Annotated in this window: 23 protein-coding genes; 13 read left to right on the top strand and 10 right to left on the bottom strand. The window is 60.7% G+C overall.

Annotated features, from left to right (window positions below; all coding sequences use genetic code 11):
• Both MTR66_RS20350 and MTR66_RS20355 read left to right on the top strand, forming a co-directional pair.
• Positions 1-265, top strand: a 265-nt coding sequence (locus tag MTR66_RS20350) for a hypothetical protein (RefSeq protein WP_243924412.1), incomplete at its 5' end; no start/stop codon positions are given.
• A gap of 179 nt (positions 266-444) precedes the next feature.
• Positions 445-1,230, top strand: a complete 786-nt coding sequence (locus tag MTR66_RS20355) for a hypothetical protein (RefSeq protein ID WP_243924413.1) — start codon at positions 445-447, stop codon at positions 1,228-1,230.
• 1,441 nt (positions 1,231-2,671) lie between these two features.
• On the opposite strand, the gene MTR66_RS20360 is transcribed toward MTR66_RS20355, so the two are convergent.
• Positions 2,672-2,938 (bottom strand): hypothetical protein, encoded by a 267-nt coding sequence (locus MTR66_RS20360; RefSeq protein WP_243924414.1) that lies wholly within the window; start codon positions 2,936-2,938, stop codon positions 2,672-2,674.
• Between the two features lie 134 nt (positions 2,939-3,072).
• Here MTR66_RS20360 and MTR66_RS20365 point away from each other — a divergent pair, with 134 nt between their 5' ends.
• Entirely contained in the window at positions 3,073-3,234 is a 162-nt protein-coding gene (locus MTR66_RS20365) for a hypothetical protein (protein WP_243924415.1), read from the top strand.
• Positions 3,235-4,092: 858 nt separating this feature from the next.
• Complete coding sequence (locus MTR66_RS20370) at positions 4,093-4,602, top strand: hypothetical protein (RefSeq protein ID WP_243924416.1); 510 nt, start codon at positions 4,093-4,095, stop codon at positions 4,600-4,602.
• A 6-nt stretch (positions 4,603-4,608) separates the two neighbouring features.
• On the opposite strand, the gene MTR66_RS20375 is transcribed toward MTR66_RS20370, so the two are convergent.
• Genes MTR66_RS20375 through MTR66_RS20385 form a run of 3 tightly spaced genes read right to left on the bottom strand, consistent with a single transcriptional unit; the run spans position 4,609 to position 7,469 of the window.
• Positions 4,609-4,776: a hypothetical protein gene (locus MTR66_RS20375; protein ID WP_243924417.1), complete on the bottom strand. Its 168-nt coding sequence runs from the start codon at positions 4,774-4,776 to the stop codon at positions 4,609-4,611.
• On the bottom strand, positions 4,739-5,629 hold the full coding sequence (locus MTR66_RS20380; RefSeq protein WP_243924418.1) for a phage portal protein: 891 nt from the start codon (positions 5,627-5,629) through the stop codon (positions 4,739-4,741). The genes MTR66_RS20375 and MTR66_RS20380 overlap by 38 nt, the downstream gene beginning before the upstream one ends.
• A gap of 1 nt (position 5,630) precedes the next feature.
• A complete protein-coding gene (locus MTR66_RS20385; protein ID WP_243924419.1) occupies positions 5,631-7,469 on the bottom strand; it encodes a terminase large subunit domain-containing protein in 1,839 nt (612 codons plus the stop codon).
• Positions 7,470-7,660: 191 nt separating this feature from the next.
• On the opposite strand from MTR66_RS20385, the gene MTR66_RS20390 reads away from it, so the two are divergent.
• From MTR66_RS20390 to MTR66_RS20425, 8 genes are all read left to right on the top strand, one after another.
• Positions 7,661-8,524, top strand: coding sequence for a GPO family capsid scaffolding protein (locus tag MTR66_RS20390; protein ID WP_243924420.1), 864 nt, complete (start codon positions 7,661-7,663; stop codon positions 8,522-8,524).
• A 54-nt stretch (positions 8,525-8,578) separates the two neighbouring features.
• Complete coding sequence (locus MTR66_RS20395; protein ID WP_243924421.1) at positions 8,579-9,601, top strand: phage major capsid protein, P2 family; 1,023 nt, start codon at positions 8,579-8,581, stop codon at positions 9,599-9,601.
• A gap of 97 nt (positions 9,602-9,698) precedes the next feature.
• A complete protein-coding gene (gene gpM, locus MTR66_RS20400; RefSeq protein WP_243924422.1) occupies positions 9,699-10,427 on the top strand; it encodes a phage terminase small subunit in 729 nt (242 codons plus the stop codon).
• 111 nt (positions 10,428-10,538) lie between these two features.
• Positions 10,539-11,012 (top strand): head completion/stabilization protein, encoded by a 474-nt coding sequence (locus MTR66_RS20405; protein WP_243924423.1) that lies wholly within the window; start codon positions 10,539-10,541, stop codon positions 11,010-11,012.
• Complete coding sequence (locus MTR66_RS20410; RefSeq protein ID WP_243924424.1) at positions 11,012-11,230, top strand: tail protein X; 219 nt, start codon at positions 11,012-11,014, stop codon at positions 11,228-11,230. The genes MTR66_RS20405 and MTR66_RS20410 overlap by 1 nt, the downstream gene beginning before the upstream one ends.
• A 4-nt stretch (positions 11,231-11,234) precedes the next feature.
• Entirely contained in the window at positions 11,235-11,726 is a 492-nt protein-coding gene (locus MTR66_RS20415) for a phage tail protein (protein ID WP_243924426.1), read from the top strand.
• Between the two features lie 6 nt (positions 11,727-11,732).
• Positions 11,733-12,209 (top strand): phage virion morphogenesis protein, encoded by a 477-nt coding sequence (locus MTR66_RS20420; RefSeq protein WP_243924428.1) that lies wholly within the window; start codon positions 11,733-11,735, stop codon positions 12,207-12,209.
• A 20-nt stretch (positions 12,210-12,229) separates the two neighbouring features.
• Positions 12,230-12,400: a hypothetical protein gene (locus tag MTR66_RS20425; RefSeq protein ID WP_243924430.1), complete on the top strand. Its 171-nt coding sequence runs from the start codon at positions 12,230-12,232 to the stop codon at positions 12,398-12,400.
• A 44-nt stretch (positions 12,401-12,444) separates the two neighbouring features.
• Here the strand turns inward: MTR66_RS20425 and MTR66_RS20430 are convergent, their stop codons facing one another.
• Positions 12,445-12,657: a hypothetical protein gene (locus tag MTR66_RS20430; RefSeq protein ID WP_243924431.1), complete on the bottom strand. Its 213-nt coding sequence runs from the start codon at positions 12,655-12,657 to the stop codon at positions 12,445-12,447.
• A gap of 593 nt (positions 12,658-13,250) precedes the next feature.
• On the opposite strand from MTR66_RS20430, the gene MTR66_RS20435 reads away from it, so the two are divergent.
• Positions 13,251-13,997 (top strand): hypothetical protein, encoded by a 747-nt coding sequence (locus MTR66_RS20435; RefSeq protein ID WP_243924433.1) that lies wholly within the window; start codon positions 13,251-13,253, stop codon positions 13,995-13,997.
• Positions 13,998-14,199: 202 nt separating this feature from the next.
• Here MTR66_RS20435 and MTR66_RS20440 read toward each other — a convergent pair whose 3' ends face one another.
• Genes MTR66_RS20440 through MTR66_RS20460 form a run of 5 tightly spaced genes read right to left on the bottom strand, consistent with a single transcriptional unit; the run spans position 14,200 to position 15,866 of the window.
• Positions 14,200-14,598, bottom strand: a complete 399-nt coding sequence (locus MTR66_RS20440) for a hypothetical protein (protein WP_243924435.1) — start codon at positions 14,596-14,598, stop codon at positions 14,200-14,202.
• Positions 14,595-15,152 carry a glycoside hydrolase family protein gene (locus MTR66_RS20445; protein WP_243924437.1) on the bottom strand — a complete coding sequence of 186 codons (558 nt, stop codon included), beginning with the start codon at positions 15,150-15,152 and terminating at the stop codon, positions 14,595-14,597. Before MTR66_RS20445 ends, MTR66_RS20440 begins: the two co-directional genes overlap by 4 nt.
• The gene (locus MTR66_RS20450; RefSeq protein ID WP_243924439.1) at positions 15,145-15,330 is read right to left on the bottom strand and encodes a hypothetical protein; all 186 of its coding nucleotides are present in this window, start codon (positions 15,328-15,330) and stop codon (positions 15,145-15,147) included. Before MTR66_RS20450 ends, MTR66_RS20445 begins: the two co-directional genes overlap by 8 nt.
• Positions 15,327-15,674 carry a hypothetical protein gene (locus tag MTR66_RS20455; protein WP_243924441.1) on the bottom strand — a complete coding sequence of 116 codons (348 nt, stop codon included), beginning with the start codon at positions 15,672-15,674 and terminating at the stop codon, positions 15,327-15,329. The genes MTR66_RS20450 and MTR66_RS20455 overlap by 4 nt, the downstream gene beginning before the upstream one ends.
• Positions 15,675-15,689: 15 nt before the next feature.
• Positions 15,690-15,866 carry a hypothetical protein gene (locus MTR66_RS20460; RefSeq protein WP_243924443.1) on the bottom strand — a complete coding sequence of 59 codons (177 nt, stop codon included), beginning with the start codon at positions 15,864-15,866 and terminating at the stop codon, positions 15,690-15,692.
• Positions 15,867-15,962: the final 96 nt, after the last annotated feature.

The raw sequence follows: 15,962 nt of genomic DNA on the forward strand, positions 1-15,962 counted from the left end.
CGATCCCGGCTCCGCCGCGCTCCAGCGCGACCTCTCGGTCAGCTATTGGAAACTTGCCAGCCTGTCCGATCCGGAATTTCCGTGGTCGCGCGTGGTCACCAAATTGGAGGAGATGGAATCTGCCGGAACTTTGTTTCCGGTTGATCGGCGCTTTCTCATCCAGGCACGCATACGTGCGTCGAAAGAGCGGAACGGGGCCGTAAACACCGGACCGGTGAGCCGATCGACAACGCAGAACTTAGCAGAGGAGGGCGAAACCCAGTGATACTCCTTTTCTCGATGCCTTCCGATCGCGTACGGGCCGATGCGGTGCTCGATGCGCTCGTTGCGGCGGACCTGATCGTGTGGGGAGAGACAGCCGTTCCCGGCGGGCCGGAATGGGCAAAGGCGCTGGAGCGAACGGCTAAGGCCCGATGCCTCGTAGTGTGCTGGAGCGCAGCGGCCTTGGCGAACACCGATGAAGCTGCCGCCTTCCGCGCCGCCGCACTCGACGGTTGCGCGCAGAACAAAACGATCGGTGTGCTCTTCGAGCAAGTGTCCCCGCCCGAGGGTTTCGGCTGCACGCTCTACGATCTTTCGGGCTGGCGCTGTGAGCCGCAGGGGTGGCGCAAATGGCTGATTGGCGATGCGCATTTGCGCGATGTTGTCGCCGCGGCGAAGTCCAAGCAGGCCAATCGCGATCCGGCACCGCCATCCGCGCCGCGAAAGTTGCTGATGCGTCAACTCGCGGTGCTTTTTTCGGCCACAGTAGTGCCGCTGGTCGCAGTCATCAGCTTCACCGACGTGGCGCTCAATTTTCAGGGACGTATTGCCGCCCGGCCGAGCGACGAGGAACAGGCAGCATGGGACAAACTGCCTGCAGGTGACTGCGAGGCCTTGCGACGCTTCGTGAGCTCATTTCCCAATGGCGCCTATCGCGACCAGGCCGATGTGCTGATCGGCGCAGCAAGGAAGGGCACCCGCACCGAGTGGCGACGCACCACTTTGGAGGAAGAGATATACCTTCCCCACAGTGCCGGAGGCACCAAAGCCCACGCGCAAAAAGAGGGCGCACGCCGCTGTGCCATGCTGATTCAAGGCACCGAATCGCGCCTGATCGGCACGACGATGCGACAAGTGCGACAAGACTGCCAGTTCATTGACGGTAAGCACCTTTGCGACTGGCGCGGTACAGCGGCCTGCGAAATAGAGGAACCGATCGAGATCAAGACCGAGCGTTGCGGTGACTGAGGCGAGCGCAACCCTTGAGTTAGGTGATGATACGTCACAATAGGCCTTGCGGAATTGCCGGGCACCAAATGCCTCTGAAAAAACGGTGGCTCTTCGGACCAGCGGCCCAGGGCGTGGTCGGGGATGCGGGACTGGTCGATGCAGCCGGGCCACGTGTGGGCTTCCAGAACGGGATCGTCGCGGGCCGCGGGGCTGTCGGTCTGCCAGTCGTCGGCCAGGGTGGGCACCGTCCTCGTGCGCCGATGCGCGGACAAGTAGCGTCCTTGCGGATGTCGGCTATTCCGGAAAATCGCAAAAAAGCCGACGTTCCAGACACGCCGACTTTGTGGAGGCTCAACCTCGCTTAGCGGCAATGTCAGCTTTTGCATTCATCTCAGAACACGCAAACATCTGCCATTCGTCCAACCAGCTGGCGTGCGATAACCTCGATAAAACTAGCGAATAGGTTGCAGCCCGCCAGATTTCTGGCATCGTCTTCGGTGCCCGGATTACTAGTCCTAAAGTCCCGAAAATCGATAATTATACGTCTTGAGGCTCTGAGCAAGCCTCAAGCTGATACAGATCATGAGACCCCGGAGGGTAACTTGTCGACGGAAATAGGCGACCATCTCGAAACAGTATTCGGAAAACGCCTCTCGACAGTGATAGGCACAACGGGAGCCATTCTGGCGCTTTTAGGCCTGTCCAATGTTGTCAACGACATTTGGGACGGAGCCATTGTCTGGTATGGCTTCCTATCTAATCTTCATAATATCTATAATCACATCCGCGAATTTCTTATTTTAGTATTATTTTCGTGGTGGATACCTGATATCCCTCGGTATATTGTTGATTTTATCGTTATCTATCTATCTGTTAGCTCAATCCTCTGGCAGGATGGCTACCCTGCACTACCATTCGTTTTCCTTGAGTTAGTAGAACAGCTCATTTTCCTTCTGTTTCTAGTTTTTCAAAGAGCGATAGAGCCGTCCCCCTTGAGCATATCAATCTGCAAGAACATACTCACCGACAAAACTTCAGAACCACTGAAGAAAAATTTGAAACTCCTCAGCCACATCTTAAGTCTAGTCATATATATAGTAGAACTTCCATTGCATATTTTTCTAGCTTTTTCTGTATTTTTATTTAGTAATATTATATATTTGATCATATTTATAACCATACTCCCCGGATCTCTGATTACGTTCTTCAATGTATCTAGAAAAAAAGATAATATAGGATCTGGTTATTCGGATAGATATTACCGTGCAATGTATCTTACCGGACGATCAGCCACTATATTTGCCATATCTTCGCTATTTATTCTGTTTATAAATTACCAAATTTTTAAGAGACTGGCCATCATGCAATAGAATTTCGCCCCCAACGTTGCCGCCATTCGCCTAGCGTGCCGAGCGTTATGAAAGTAGGCGAAGAGAAGCTTGGCCCCTCCCCAGATTTGTCACATCCCGTCGTCGAGTTCGGTGTCGTCTTCGGACCAGCGGCCGGTGGCGTGGTCGGGGATGCGGGACTGGTCGATGAAGTCGGGCCAGGTGTGGGCTTCCAGATCGGGATCGTCGCGGCCCATCGGGGCGCGGAACAGGCCCCAGTCGTCCGCCAGGGTGGGCACCTCCTGCGTCCGCCGCCGGGCGGACACGCCGCGGCCGTAGCGGGGAATCGGCTGTACGGTGCGGGAATTGCTGGTATTCGTCACATCAGCTTGGGCCATCGGGTCACTCCGTGGTTTGAGTTAGGAGCGGCGAGGTGTTGGTAGCGCCTCGCCGCTCCGACTTGTACCACTTGTGCCAGTTGAACAAGTCAATGACAGTTGTGCAACTGGCACAACATGCGTAACCAATCGACATGACCAAAGAGAAGAAAGATCAGCGCATTCCCATCATGATGTCCGTCACGGAAGTCGCGCGGATCGACGATTGGCGTTCAAAGCAGCCTGGCATCCCATCGCGAGCCGAAGCCATTCGGCGCCTAGTCGAAAGCGCATTGGATCAGAGTAAAGGCCGGTAAGAAAATCAATTGATGCAATTGTTTTTTGCTCAACAAGTGAATCGACTCTCGGTCTGACTGGCGATAACCAGACCAGATGTCGTTTCCTTTCAAAGCCGTCATGGCGGGTGAAAAGCGAATAATTGGGGCACCCGGATGGAGTGAGCCCACAGGCCCGGATATGCGGATGCGATTAATTGCGCCTCTGTTTTTCAACGGGCGCGCTATGCAAGGTCTCGAACTCGTCGGCCGTGCGCACGCAGACCTGCGCAACTGCGATGTCTCGTTTCGAATGATCTATATTCCAACGGATAGCCGACGCGACGCAATCCAGTTAGCTGGCATCGATTGGCGACCAAAAACTCCCCACGCGAACGACCATCCACGCGCACCTATCCACCTAATTGGTGTCGATTGCGACGGAGACCACCACCACTCATTCGATTTGAACTGGTCTACTGGGACAGGCCGCCCCCTACGAGGGCTACCAATAGCGGAACCAATAATCCCAGAATATCAATCATTTAACGAACTGATTGACGGAGTAGGCGGTTTCTTTAGAATTGCTAATGCAGGTTCTGCGATACCATCTCCGTGGCCTAAGGACTTGTTCGACTGACAATGATGGCATTTGATCAGATAGACCGGAGCGCAATTAGCGATCCTCACGTCCGTAAGGCCGTGGGCAGTCTTGTGCGTGTGTCGGCTTGGGGGAATGCTTACCTTGTCACTACGCCACTCACGTACCCAAGTGGTTCCATTGTCGGCGTCCGAGTGGTTCCAACGCATGGCGGCTATTGGATAACTGATTTTGCCATGGGCTTCCGTGAGGCTGAGACGATGGAAGCTCAGCGCTCGTTCGGTTCGCATGCCGGACGCATGAAAGACGAACTCGGCGTAGAATATACCGAAGGACATGAAATACGGGTGTTCGCCAACGAGCACCAAATCGCATGGGCAATTCGGCGCGTAGCTTATGCGTCGCATAGGGTGATGGTGAAAGCTTACCATTCAATGCCTGAATGGGATGAGCAAGAAATCGGGGCTGCACTTTTTCAGCGGCTGCGCAGTATCTTCGGTGACGCTGCCCAAGAACGAGTAAGCATTGTTGGATCGTCGAACCTTGACTGGAAGTTTGCCGCTCAGGTTGAGATTGGAACTCGGCGCGTACTGTTCGACGTAGTCACCCCCTATTATACATCGGTATGCTCAGCAGTGAGTAAGTTCACCGACATTCGTCGTCTGGGTGAAAACAACCATCCTGTGGCGGTAGTGGATGATTTGGAGAGCATGGGAAAGTGGCTTCCGCTTGTCTCGCAAGAGGCCGAAGTCATTGAGGACGATGTGAGCGAGGAAACGCTGCGCTCGGTTGTTGCAGAAGCCGCATAAGTACGCTCATTTTGCGACCTGCATAGCAACCCCCGGCCTCTCAAACCGCACCGCCTCCACCCTCAGCCATTCGTTGACCTCCAGCATCCGCTGCTGGATCGGCACGATCTCCATCTCGTAGAACACCGCCGCCGCGTCAGTGACGTTGCCGAAACCGCCGGTATTCTTGGGCACGATGCCCAGCAGTTGCGGAGGTACCCGGTGCGCAGCGAGCCTTCGCTGTCACGTCCTTGATATTGAGGAACTCGTCCTTGGCACCCACCTCCGCGATCGGGATCACCTTGACGCCGTTCTCCTTCCCCTTCGGGATGTGCAGGTAGAGGTTGCGGAAGTTGCCCGGCCCCTTGGCCTCGCGCATCGCCTTGCGGATCATGTCGCTGTCGACGTTCCCCAGCCCTTCCTCAGAAATGTGGAGGATGAAGCCTGCGTGGCTGCCGTTGAGGTAGTAGCGGCGGCGGAACAGCGTGGCGCTTTCGTTGAGCAGGCCGGATTGCAGCGCCGAAAGATACTCGGGCATGCCGTAGATTTCCTGCATCGGGTCCGGCTCCATCAGGTGGTGCACCCGGCCGGGCGCAAATTCCACGGCATCGCTCAGCACCCATTGCCGCGGCACCCAGAAATACTGGTCCGCCTTCAACCCCACCCGCATGTAGGCAGCAGGCTGCGGCTTCACGCGCAGCGCCTTGCCCGTCACGCTGCTCAGCCGCTCCAGATAGGCATTGGCCATAACGAGCCAGTCCAGCGCCCAGCGCGCGAAGTCGGACCGGCTGAACAGGGCATTGGGCACGAAGCTGGCTGCCAAGAGGTTGCGCTTGAACAGCACCGCGCTCTGGTGGTGCGGCGCCATCCGGTAAGCCCGGCCCAGCCCCGCCAGCGAGACCGGCGGCTCATACCACCGGCCGTTATGCGCCACTTCGAACAGGTCGAAGATCTCGCGCCGGTCGATCACGCTTTCGGGATCGCCGAAGGTGAAGGCCTGCGCAGCGGGGGCGGCGGCAGTCGCAGGCAGCATGGTCTGCTCGGGCATCTCAGGAAATCTCCACGGTAGAGCCACCGCCGACAGGTTCGGTCACGTCGAGCGGTTCGAAGAACAGGGCGTGCATCACTGCCCAGACCAGATCGGCATGGCCCACGCCCCCGGCGCGGCTCGCCACATAAGTCACTTGGGTGCCGCCTTTGGTGATCTCTGGCCGGATCGCCATGAAGGCCTGCATCACGTCCAGCCACCCGGCGTCGAATTCCAGGCGGCCGGTGCTGATCACGTTCTTCGCCTTCAGCACCATCGCCGTCTTGGTCTGCACCGAATAAGTGATCGCCTCTGCCAGTGGGAACCACTTGGAAACGAGCTGGTGCACCGCCTTGCCCGCGCCGGTCGTGTCGATGCCGATGCGGGTCACGTTGTACTTGGCGGCCATCTCCTTCACCGCGTCGGCCTGCCCCTGAAAGTCCTTGCCCTTCAGGCGCTGCTTTTCCAGCACGCGGAACTTGCCGCCGGGCTTGGTGGGCGCGGCCACGGCCACCAGCGCGGCATCGTCGCCCGTGCCGGTCTCGCTGGCGTTGGGATCGTAGCCGAGCCAGACCTCGCCCTCGTAAGGGCGCAGCGCATAGGGCTGGTAATCGCGCCAGACGTCCCAGCTATCGACCATGCAGCGCCGCATGATCTGGAACGGGAACATGCTCTGGCTGTCGTCGAGGAAAATGCAGCGGAACAGGTTGTCGAATTCGTCGAGCGCGTATTCGCGCTGCAGCTCCTCCACGTCGACCAGGTCGAAGCCGCCCGCCACGGCGTCGAACACGGTGACGATCTGGCGCCAGATCCCGTCCGCACCCAACGCGCCCTGTTTCAGGGCGTCGTGCGTCACGTCCAGCTTAATCCGGTCGGCCCGGGCGCGGCGGCGGTTGACGCGCTCGCCCGTCCACATCGGATAGGCCTCGTGCGCCAGCGTGCTGGGCGTGGAGAACAGCGTGCGGGTATATTGCTTCTGCGTCGCCATGGCGCTGGCGACCTTGAACAGCTCCTCGAACCCGTAGATCCAGAAGCACTCGTCGATGATCACGTCGCCGTGATAGCCCTGCGCCGTGCGGTAATTGGTGCCGAGGAAATAGAGCTCTACCGGCTCGTCCGGATTGCCGTCCGCGTCCTGCCGCTGGATCGCGATCGGGTCGCCCTTCAGCGTGATCTTGCAGACTTTCTGCACCCACTGGACGATGTAGGCGCGAAAGATGTTCGCCTGCGCGCGGCTTGCCGAAATGAAGATCTGGTTCTTGCCGGTCTCCAGCGCCACCAGCAGGCGTTCGCGCGCGAAATACCAGGTCGCGCCGATCTGGCGGGACTTCAGGATCATCCGCGTGCGCAGGCTGGTTGTGTTGAGCCAGACCGACTGGTGGCCGTAGAGGCTGCCGCGCATGTCCACGCGCAGCTGCTCCACCATGTCCGGCGTGATCAGGTTCTTCGCCTTCTCCTTCTTGGCGTTCGCGGCCTTCGCCCCTTTCGCGCGATCGGGATTGAGATCGGCCTCATTGCCGCCATCGGTGTAACGGGCCACGCGGGCGAGCCGTTCGAACTGGCGGCCCAGCAGGTCGATTTCCTTGAAATCGCCGCCGGTCTTGGCCTCCTTGGCCATCAGCTGCAGATAGCGTTCAAGCGTGCCTTCCTCGGCGCGTTGGATGGCGGGGGCATCGTCCCACTTATGGCGCGTCTTCCAGCTGGAAACCGTTGTGTAGGGCAGGTCCAGCTCTTCGGCGATCTGGCTGACGGTCCAGCCCCGCCAGTAGAGCGAGCGGGCTTTCGTGCGCGCGGCCACGATGGCCGGGGCGCGCGCACCGCCGCCCTGCTCCTCCGGTTCGTTCTGGGCCGCCAGCGTCATGCCGCCACGCTAGGGGCGATCCGCCGCCGCGCTTAAGCCCCTGCGGTTGTGGCCCCGCCCCCTCACAACGCGCCCGCGTTGCGAAGAGGCCGCCGGGCCTGTCCTTTGGCGATCGTTGTTACGGGCCGTTCCCGCCAGTCGCGCCCCGACGCACCGAGAATGCAGACCGCAAGAAGGACCGGAGCATACCGATGGCAGACCCCCGCTTTTTCCGCGTCGCCGTTGAAGGTGACACCACGGACGGCCGCAAGATCACCCGGCAGGACATTCTGGACTGCGCGGAGACCTTCAACCCCCAGCTCTACGGCGTGCGCGTCAACCTGGAGCACTTCCGCGGCGTGGTGCCCGATGGCCCGTTCGACATGCTGGGAGACGTCGTCTCGGTGAAGGCCGAAGAGATCGACATCCCGGTGGGCAGCATCACGCAAAAGGCGATGGCCCTGTTCGCCGCGATCAAGCCGCTGCCCGCGCTCGTGGAAATCAACAAGAAGAAGCAGAAGATCTTCTCGTCTATCGAAATCGGCCAGAACTGCCGGGGCACCGGCAAGGCCTATCTGGTGGGGCTGGCCACGACGGACAGCCCGGCCTCGTTCGGCACGCAGGCGCTCGAATTCGCGGCGAAGACGCCCGGATTCCTGTCCAACCGCAAGCTCTCTGCCGATAACCTGATCTGCCAGGCCTACGAAATCCCGCAGGAGGTTTTCGCGGCCGGGCAGGCGGATCGCACCGATCCGGACCCCACCGGGATCTTCGCCTCGTTCCGGGGCCTGCTGGAAAAACTCACCGGGCAGGCCGCCGTGCAACCGAAACAGGAAGCCGAGGCGGAACCCGCCGCCCCGCAGGCGGACGGCAATGCCCTCGCCGCGTTCGGCGTGATGATGGGCCAGCTCGCCTCGGCGGTCGAAGCCTCGAACGCGGCCACGGCCTCACAGGTTGCGAAGCTCTCCGGCGATTTTGCCAGCCTGAAAGCACAGGTCGAAAACACGCCCGCCGGCACTTTCACCCAGCGCCTGCCCGCCACCGGTGGAGAGAACGCAGCGAAGACCGACTGCTGATCCGCCCTCCAAACGCCCGCGCCCAACCCTCTCCCCCATTCTGAGGATCCCATCATGAAGAACGAAACCCGGGCCAAATTCGCCGCGATGATCGGCCAGATCGCATCGCTCAACGGCATCGATCCCGCCGTTGCCGCCAGCGCCAAGTTCACCGTCGAGCCCAGCGTGCAGCAAAAGCTCGAACAGCGCATGCAGGACACCAGCGAATTCCTGTCCCGGATCAACATCGAGCCGGTGGACGAGATGATGGGCGAGCTGCTCGGCCTCGGCGTCGGCAGTACCATCGCCGGGCGCACCGATACGGCAGGCGGCAACCGCCGCCAGGGCATCGATCCCGGCGCGATGGACCAGCGCGGCTACACTTGCGTCCAGACCAATTTCGATGTCGCCATGCGCTATGCCAAGGTCGACAAGTGGGCGAAGTTCCCCAACTTCGAAACGCTCTGGCGTGACAACAACCTGAAGCGCCAGGCGCTGGACCGCATCCTGATCGGCTTCAACGGCACCAGCGCCGCCGCCGCCACCGATCGCGCCGCCAACCCGCTGCTGCAGGATGTCAATGTGGGCTGGCTGGAAAAGATGCGCACAGAGAACCCCGCGCGCGTGCTGGCTGAGGTCGCCGCGGCATCCGGGCAGGTGACGTATGGCGGCGGCGGCGACTACGCCACGCTCGATGCGCTGGTGTGGGACGCCAAGGAAACCATGCTCGCCGAATGGGCGAAGAACGATACCGAACTCGTGGCGATCGTCTCTGGCGACCTGCTGCATGACAAGTACTTCCCGATGATCAACCAGACCGAAGCGCCCACCGAACAGCTCGCCCGCGACGTGATCATGTCCACCAAGCGCCTGGGCGGCCTTCCCGCCTACCGCGTGCCCGGCTTCCCCAACGGCACCGTGTTCGTCACCCGGTTCGACAACCTTTCGATCTACTATCAGGACGGCAAGCGCCGCCGCCTGCTGAAGGACGAACCCGAACTCGATCAGGTGACCGACTACCAGTCTTCGAACGAGGCCTACGTGATCGAGGATCTCGAATACGCCTGCCTGGTCGAAAACATCGCTGCCGCCGCCTGATCGCCGCGAGGCTGACGCGTAACCCCCCTGCCGCCCTTCCTGCCCCGTCCCGCCCCTCCCACCGGGCGGGGCAGGATCCCAAGCAAAGGATCCCGCCATGCTTTCCCCCGCCAAGGCCCATTTCCAGCGCACGCTGGCCGCCATGTCGTCCGGCAGGCCAGAGCGGGGGCCGCCGCCGATGCCGCAGACCGGCCCGGTCGCCAGCGAATATCAGTTGCTCCTCGCCGCGCTGGGGCAGGATCTCGCCACGCTGCGGAACACCCAGTCCACCGAGCGCAAGATCGAAGCCAAGCGCGGCATGATCGCAAAGTTCCTGCCGTGGGTGGAAGGCGCCGCCGATGCCGGGGCCGGTGCGCAGGACGAGATCGTTTCCACGATGCTGGTATGGGCTATCGACGTGCAGGACTGGCCGCTTGCGTTGAAGCTGGCCGCCTATGTGCTCCGCGCGGGCATCGCTCTGCCCGAACGCTACAAACGCACACCTGCCACGCTGGTGGCCGAGGAAGTGGCCGAGATCGGCGTAAAGACGCCTGGCGCCGTCCCGTTGCAGGTGCTGCAAAGCGTCGCGCATCTGGTGGAAGATGAAGACATCTTCGACCAGGTCCGTGCCAAGCTGGAAAAGGCGCTCGGCCTGGCCTTCCAGGCGCAGGCCGCAGCCTTCGAGCCCGGCGCCGAAACGGCCGTGGCCGGCGGCAAGCCCGCCCTGCTGGCGACCGCCAAAGCCCATTTCGAACGCGCGCTTTCCCTCGATGGCAAATGCGGCGTCAGAAAACTGATCGAAGGCCTCGGCCGAGAGCTGAAGAAGCTCGAAGGCCAGGCCGCGTAAACGAGCTGCGCCACCCGCGCCGGGGGGCGGAAAAGGTTCTGAGGCCTGTGCCGCAAGGCCCCTTTCCCCACCCCCCACCTGACCTGAGGAACCGCTCCAAGGAGGCCGGAAATGCCGTTCATCGCCCTGCCGCCAGATCCTGCCTCTCCCGATGGCGAAGTGGTCGCGGGCGATGGCTGGTATCCGGACATAGACGTGAACGCCATGCGCGATGCTCTGCGTATCGGCGAGCTGGTCACCGATGCGCGCCTGATCGAAGCGATCAAGGGCGGCCAACTGACGATCGAGGGCGAGCTGGAGGACTGGCGCGCGGCCCGCGAGGTCGAAGGTGCTGCAGACCTGTCCGCCGTGGATCCCGCCCGCATGACCGGCGGCACGCATCGCCTCACCCTGCTTTACACTCGCGCCGTGCGCTTTGCTGCCGCTGCCGAACTGAGCGAGCTGCACCGCGACCTGACCGCGACCGAAACCGGCCAGGCCCGCGCCGATACCGCCGCCACGACCGCGCCCGATTACCACCGCCTCGCAACGAGCGCCGTGCGCGATATCCTCGGCACGGGCCGCGTGGCCGTGGAGCTGATCTGATGAGCCGCACTGCCATCGCGCGCCAGGGCGACACGCTCGATGCGATCTGCTGGCGCGAGCTGGGCACCACTCAGGGCAACGTGGTGGAGGATGCGCTCACACTGAACCCCGGCCTCGCCGCATCCGGCACCGTGCTCGCGGAAGGCACCGTGGTGATGCTGCCCGATCCGCCGGCCGCTGCTGCCGCGCTCCTCGAAACCGTGAACCTCTGGGACTAGGGCCATGAAGAAACCCGGCCTGCTGCGCGCCGCCATCGTGGCCTTGCTGCCCTATCTCAAGCGGGATCCCGACAAACTGGCCATGTGGGTCGAACGCGGCTCCGTCCGCGCACGGCAGACCGCACAGGGCGGCTTCAGCTGGGAATACGAGCTGACCGTCGTGATCGAGGATTACACCAAGCCGCCCGAGGCGCTGTTCTTCCTCGTGGTCGACTGGCTGCGCACCCAGCAGCCCGATCTGCTCGCCGTACAGTCGGCGGGCTTCCCGTTCGAGGTCGACGTGATCGACGAGAAGACGTTCGACGTGAAGATCACCCTTGCCCTGCGCGAGATCGTCATCGCCGAAAAGACCGCCGATGGCTGGCAGCTGGAAGTGGCCGGCGAACAGGTTCCCCTCTTCCCGGATGCCGAGCCGCTGCGCGCGCCCGATGGCCCGATCACCTCGATCTGGGTCCGCTCGAACGAAGGCACGTTCCAAGTCGCACCGGACGCGTAACCGGCCATGGACGATACCTTCGCCGAGCTGGAGCCATTCTTCGCCGCCTACCTCAACCGCCTCGGCCCGGCCCAGCGGCGCAAGATCTACCGCAAGATCGGCATGGAACTGCGCAAGGCGAACGCGAAACGCATCGCTGCCAATGTGCAGCCGGATGGCTCACCCATGCAGGCCCGCAAGCCCCGCCCGCGCATGAAGGATGCCAGGGGCAGGATCCGCCGGTCGGGCAAGATGTTCCGCAAGCTGCGCCAGGTAAAGAACCTGAAGATCCGCACCATGGGCGACGGCGTTTCGGTGGGTTACGAAGGACCGGTCGCCCGGACTGCCCGCGTCCACCAGTACGGCCTGCGCGGCTTCGTCGGCCGCACCAAGGCCGGCAAAGTGGTACAGGCGAAATACCCAGCCCGCGTCCTTTTGGACTTCGGGCCGGATGATGTCGGTGCGATCACCGGCCTCGCGCTGCATTTTATTCAAGATCAATAGCCCTCGGTTCAATCGAGTGATTGCTGCCGCTGCGGTATGGTCAAATTTTGCAGGCGCATCCCCCATATTCGCAGGCAATCGAATCCGCATTCTTCGGCTACTATTTTCTGGAAGGCCATCTGATTCAAAAAAATGCCGGCGAGTTCGGTAAGGAATTCGCCGGGCATGAAGTTGCTAAGTTTGATCATTGATTTGGGTGAAGCTATCTTGATTTTTTCGTACGGGGTTGATGCAGTTATTCGTCGGGAGCAGTTGACTCTTCTGTGTGTTTCCGCCAGAGCCACTGGCCGGATTCGCACAGAAAATGGCAGAAACTGATGACGGCAAAGATGCCCATCATGATCTCAATTTCCGGCGAACAATGGATGATTTTCAGGAATTCGATGGATGCGACTGAAACATGCGTCACCTCCACAAGTTTCAAAGGTATCTGAATCGAGAGGGTCATGGTGGTTTCTCCATAAACACACGCCCTTCTTGATTGGCGGAGAGGGTAGGATCTCTTCGCCAAACTGGGGCTTCGGGACTTCGACGTTCCGAAGCCCCTTCTTCAATTACTCTTAAAGAGCGACCTTACTTCCGGCTTCTTCCCAAATTGCCGATCTAGGCTAGAACAGCAGTCCTTAACTCATGTTTGGCCTCACAACCGATCTGTTGATTGGCACCATTGGCAGGACACTCTCCTAGCAACTTCATTGTTACATAATTGTCCAACTGCACGAAGCGGTTTCGTCGACATTGCTGAGGCATTTTTCGTGACATTAACGGTGCCCAAAAGGCAGTAAGCGCGATTAAAATTGTGCAATCCCGCCCCACACGCATTATTAAATTTGCACACGCTTAAAAAAAATAGTTTAGGCTAAATACCTCGCAACATTGCAGTCTGATCGACGTCGTTAACCGGGGGGAGGGCCAAATATGGAGGATGGGGAAAACGGGCAAGCAGGGGGAGCGCCTCAGCCCAGCGATCCGGTTCGGCGGGGAAGGGGGCGTCCACGTGGATCAACTAAGCAGGCCGGAGGTAAGAAACGGAAAGCGTGGATGAGCACCAACGATGAAGATTTGGCCTCAGCCTACAAAAATGCGCGTGAGGCGCTTCTGAACCATTATCCAACGCCAGAGAAGCAGAGCGCTCTGTACCCAATTTTTTCGCGCGAGACGATACAACGCCTTATTGAAGGCCATCCCGACATTCGGCCATCGACGCAAAAGCGCCTAATTTGGGCTATGAATGCTGGTGTCAGCAATGCCGTGTATCAAGGGATGGCCACATACATGCGGCAGGATCCTGCACAGCGCGATTTAATCTTTGAAACGATGGCGAACGAGAAGGCCAACGGCGAGTTCAGCTATTTTCGCTACCATGCACCCGGCGCTATAGATTTTGGGGAAGGTTGGCTAAAAATTTACCGAGACCCTAACGGAGACCCCAGCTTCAGTCATTGGTCTATGAATTATGGACGCTATAAGGATAAAGAGAGGACAGAAGAACGCACTCCTGAACATGTAGGATATGTTTTTCGTTCACGGGATCGGATTTTTTTGCTGGGAAGGCGTCCTGGCGTTGTGCGTTTAGCAACACTTGTCGAACCGGAAGACACTGACGTCGACCCTTATATTGGCATGCTTTTATCCCTGCGTAAGCAGGACGGCCTTCAAATTCCGTTTGCCGCGCGCGTAATTTTGGTCCCTCATTCGAATGAGCCCCTTCTGAAGCGCCTTCGCTCGGAAGACGGAGAGGAAGTATTCAAGTCATTTTTCAAGCAGGACATGTGGTACATGGGTTGATCACTTTGAAGTTTCGCCCACTAGATAGACCTGATTGAATTGTGCTTCACCCGGACCAATGCGCTGAAATATATACGGAAATTTATTTCACTTATCTACTAAGTCCGCAGTATTTGGCCATGCTTCCACGGTATGATGATGCCGCGAGGCGCAATCGCCGTAGAGCGCTATCATGGTATTTTCCCAAGCGGCGCGGGTGGGATCAGTCAGCGGCACCGGCGGTTTCGGCAGCTTCGGGCAGTCCTGGCGCAGGTTGGCCTGCAGTTCGGGCATTGGCGGCGTCGACGGCCTGGTCGAGCACGCGCACAGCAGCAGCGGGCACAGCGCAGTCAGCAGGCACAGTGCGGTCATGGTAGATTTCCCGGATGGTGCTTTCTCGCACAGCGGTGCGGGCTCGGTCATCGTCTCGCTCCTGTTCGTAGGCGGTGGCGGCATGGTCAACGGTTTCGCGCGCCTGCTTGAGGTCCTTCGCTGCGCTCTGAAATTCCGCCAGGACCTCGCTGTCTCGCTTCCAGTCGCGCACGGTCCATCCGGCCAGGCCGCCTGCCACAGCCGCCGCAAGGGCGCCGCCCAGGCACCAACCGATGGGGATCGGGTTCATGCCGCCAGCGCCTTTTCGATCAGCGCCGTCATGTCGCTCCTGCGGCCTCTGGCGAAGTCCGGCCGGTAGCCGGGCTTGCGGACGGGATAGACCGGCACGCGTATGTCCCCAGGCCACTTCCGTTCGAAGAACAGCGCAGCCTCGCGCAGGCGCCGCGCCTTCAGATCACCGTGGTTGAGGTAGTGGTTCTCAAGGAACGCGCGGGCCATGGTGCGGCGTCCGGCCTTGACGTCCCGCACCCATTGCGTCGTCCCGATCGCGCCGGTGTTCCAGTGGAACGAGAGCGCGGCGGCAAGCTGGTGTTCGGCCAGGGCGTAGCCGGAAAAGGCCCGTAGCACCGGTGGCAGGTACTTTTGCCGCATCAGCCACACCGTAACCTCAAGGCAGCGCTCCAGCGGCTGCGGATTGTCCCTGTAGCGCTCGACATAGTGGCCGCTGGCATCGGTGACGCCGCCTGCCCAGGTCCACTTGTTCTCGCTGTCGAGATAGGCCTCCTGGACGATGGCTTCCTCGCTAAGGCAATAAGCGACGGCGCGTGCGGTCAGTTCAGTCATGCGATCCCTCCTGTATGTTTCGGGGGCGATGGGGCGGACGGGCCAGAAAATGCGTGCGCACCCAGGGGCAGCGCGGTTCGATCTGGCGGATACGGATGTGCAGGCGCAGCGCGCGCCAATAGCCCAGCGCCATCGTCGCCACGGACGCCAGCAGGATCAGGATGACCGGCCAGGTCATTTGCCGTCGTCCTGCAGGCCGAGGCGCTTGCGGAACAGCGTCTGCAGCGCATCGAGCGCGAAGGCGAAGCCCAACGCGCCCAGCACCATGGTGAACAGCACGACGCCATAGTCGGGCCAGCCTTTCAGCCGCCCCACACCCAGCGCGATAATGGCGAAGGCGGGCAGGGCCGAAAGCTCGGACACCACCAGCCAGCGCCGCTTGCGCTGCCACAGGTCGAGCGCCTCCGGATCGGCGGGCGGTTCCGGCGCGATGCCGTAGAGCATCCAGCCCAGGCGCGCGCCCACCATGGCAAGGCCGCCGAACAGCGAGCAGATATAGAGGATGACGTCTTCCAGTTTCACGATCGCCCCGCCCCGTCAGCTCGTGGTGCCGTACATGGGGGCCCAGTCCACACCGGCGGCATGATTGCTGCCCGTCGTCAGACGCGCCCAGCCCAGCAGCACTTTACCGCCCGAGATGACCGGTGCCGTGTTCTGTACCCAGTCGCCCTTGTCGTAATCTCCGGCCGAAGGCATCGAAGATGCGCGGTCCATGCGCGGCTGCGCCCACCACCGGCCATTGGCGTAGTACTTCAGAACCTCTTCCGTGTCCGTCGTCAGAACATTTGGCGCAGATCGCGGCGTAGATTA

Source organism: Novosphingobium beihaiense, from assembly GCF_022832375.1.
Taxonomy (GTDB): Bacteria; Pseudomonadota; Alphaproteobacteria; order Sphingomonadales; family Sphingomonadaceae; genus Novosphingobium; species Novosphingobium beihaiensis.

Excerpts from the sequence above, each read along its gene's own strand:
- MTR66_RS20415 (WP_243924426.1), top strand. The coding sequence starts at position 11,235 with ATGAAGAAACCCGGCCTGCTGCGCGCCGCCATCGTGGCCTTGCTGCCC.
- MTR66_RS20380 (WP_243924418.1), bottom strand. The coding sequence starts at position 5,629 with ATGCCCGAGCAGACCATGCTGCCTGCGACTGCCGCCGCCCCCGCTGCG.
- MTR66_RS20365 (WP_243924415.1), top strand. The coding sequence starts at position 3,073 with ATGACCAAAGAGAAGAAAGATCAGCGCATTCCCATCATGATGTCCGTC.
- MTR66_RS20450 (WP_243924439.1), bottom strand. The coding sequence starts at position 15,330 with ATGACCTGGCCGGTCATCCTGATCCTGCTGGCGTCCGTGGCGACGATG.
- MTR66_RS20410 (WP_243924424.1), top strand. The coding sequence starts at position 11,012 with ATGAGCCGCACTGCCATCGCGCGCCAGGGCGACACGCTCGATGCGATC.
- MTR66_RS20385 (WP_243924419.1), bottom strand. The coding sequence starts at position 7,469 with ATGACGCTGGCGGCCCAGAACGAACCGGAGGAGCAGGGCGGCGGTGCG.
- MTR66_RS20370 (WP_243924416.1), top strand. The coding sequence starts at position 4,093 with ATGAAAGACGAACTCGGCGTAGAATATACCGAAGGACATGAAATACGG.
- MTR66_RS20390 (WP_243924420.1), top strand. The coding sequence starts at position 7,661 with ATGGCAGACCCCCGCTTTTTCCGCGTCGCCGTTGAAGGTGACACCACG.
- MTR66_RS20360 (WP_243924414.1), bottom strand. The coding sequence starts at position 2,938 with ATGGCCCAAGCTGATGTGACGAATACCAGCAATTCCCGCACCGTACAG.
- MTR66_RS20430 (WP_243924431.1), bottom strand. The coding sequence starts at position 12,657 with ATGACCCTCTCGATTCAGATACCTTTGAAACTTGTGGAGGTGACGCAT.
- MTR66_RS20440 (WP_243924435.1), bottom strand. The coding sequence starts at position 14,598 with ATGAACCCGATCCCCATCGGTTGGTGCCTGGGCGGCGCCCTTGCGGCG.
- MTR66_RS20445 (WP_243924437.1), bottom strand. The coding sequence starts at position 15,152 with ATGACTGAACTGACCGCACGCGCCGTCGCTTATTGCCTTAGCGAGGAA.
- MTR66_RS20435 (WP_243924433.1), top strand. The coding sequence starts at position 13,251 with ATGAGCACCAACGATGAAGATTTGGCCTCAGCCTACAAAAATGCGCGT.
- MTR66_RS20395 (WP_243924421.1), top strand. The coding sequence starts at position 8,579 with ATGAAGAACGAAACCCGGGCCAAATTCGCCGCGATGATCGGCCAGATC.
- gpM (WP_243924422.1), top strand. The coding sequence starts at position 9,699 with ATGCTTTCCCCCGCCAAGGCCCATTTCCAGCGCACGCTGGCCGCCATG.
- MTR66_RS20420 (WP_243924428.1), top strand. The coding sequence starts at position 11,733 with ATGGACGATACCTTCGCCGAGCTGGAGCCATTCTTCGCCGCCTACCTC.
- MTR66_RS20405 (WP_243924423.1), top strand. The coding sequence starts at position 10,539 with ATGCCGTTCATCGCCCTGCCGCCAGATCCTGCCTCTCCCGATGGCGAA.
- MTR66_RS20460 (WP_243924443.1), bottom strand. The coding sequence starts at position 15,866 with ATGGACCGCGCATCTTCGATGCCTTCGGCCGGAGATTACGACAAGGGC.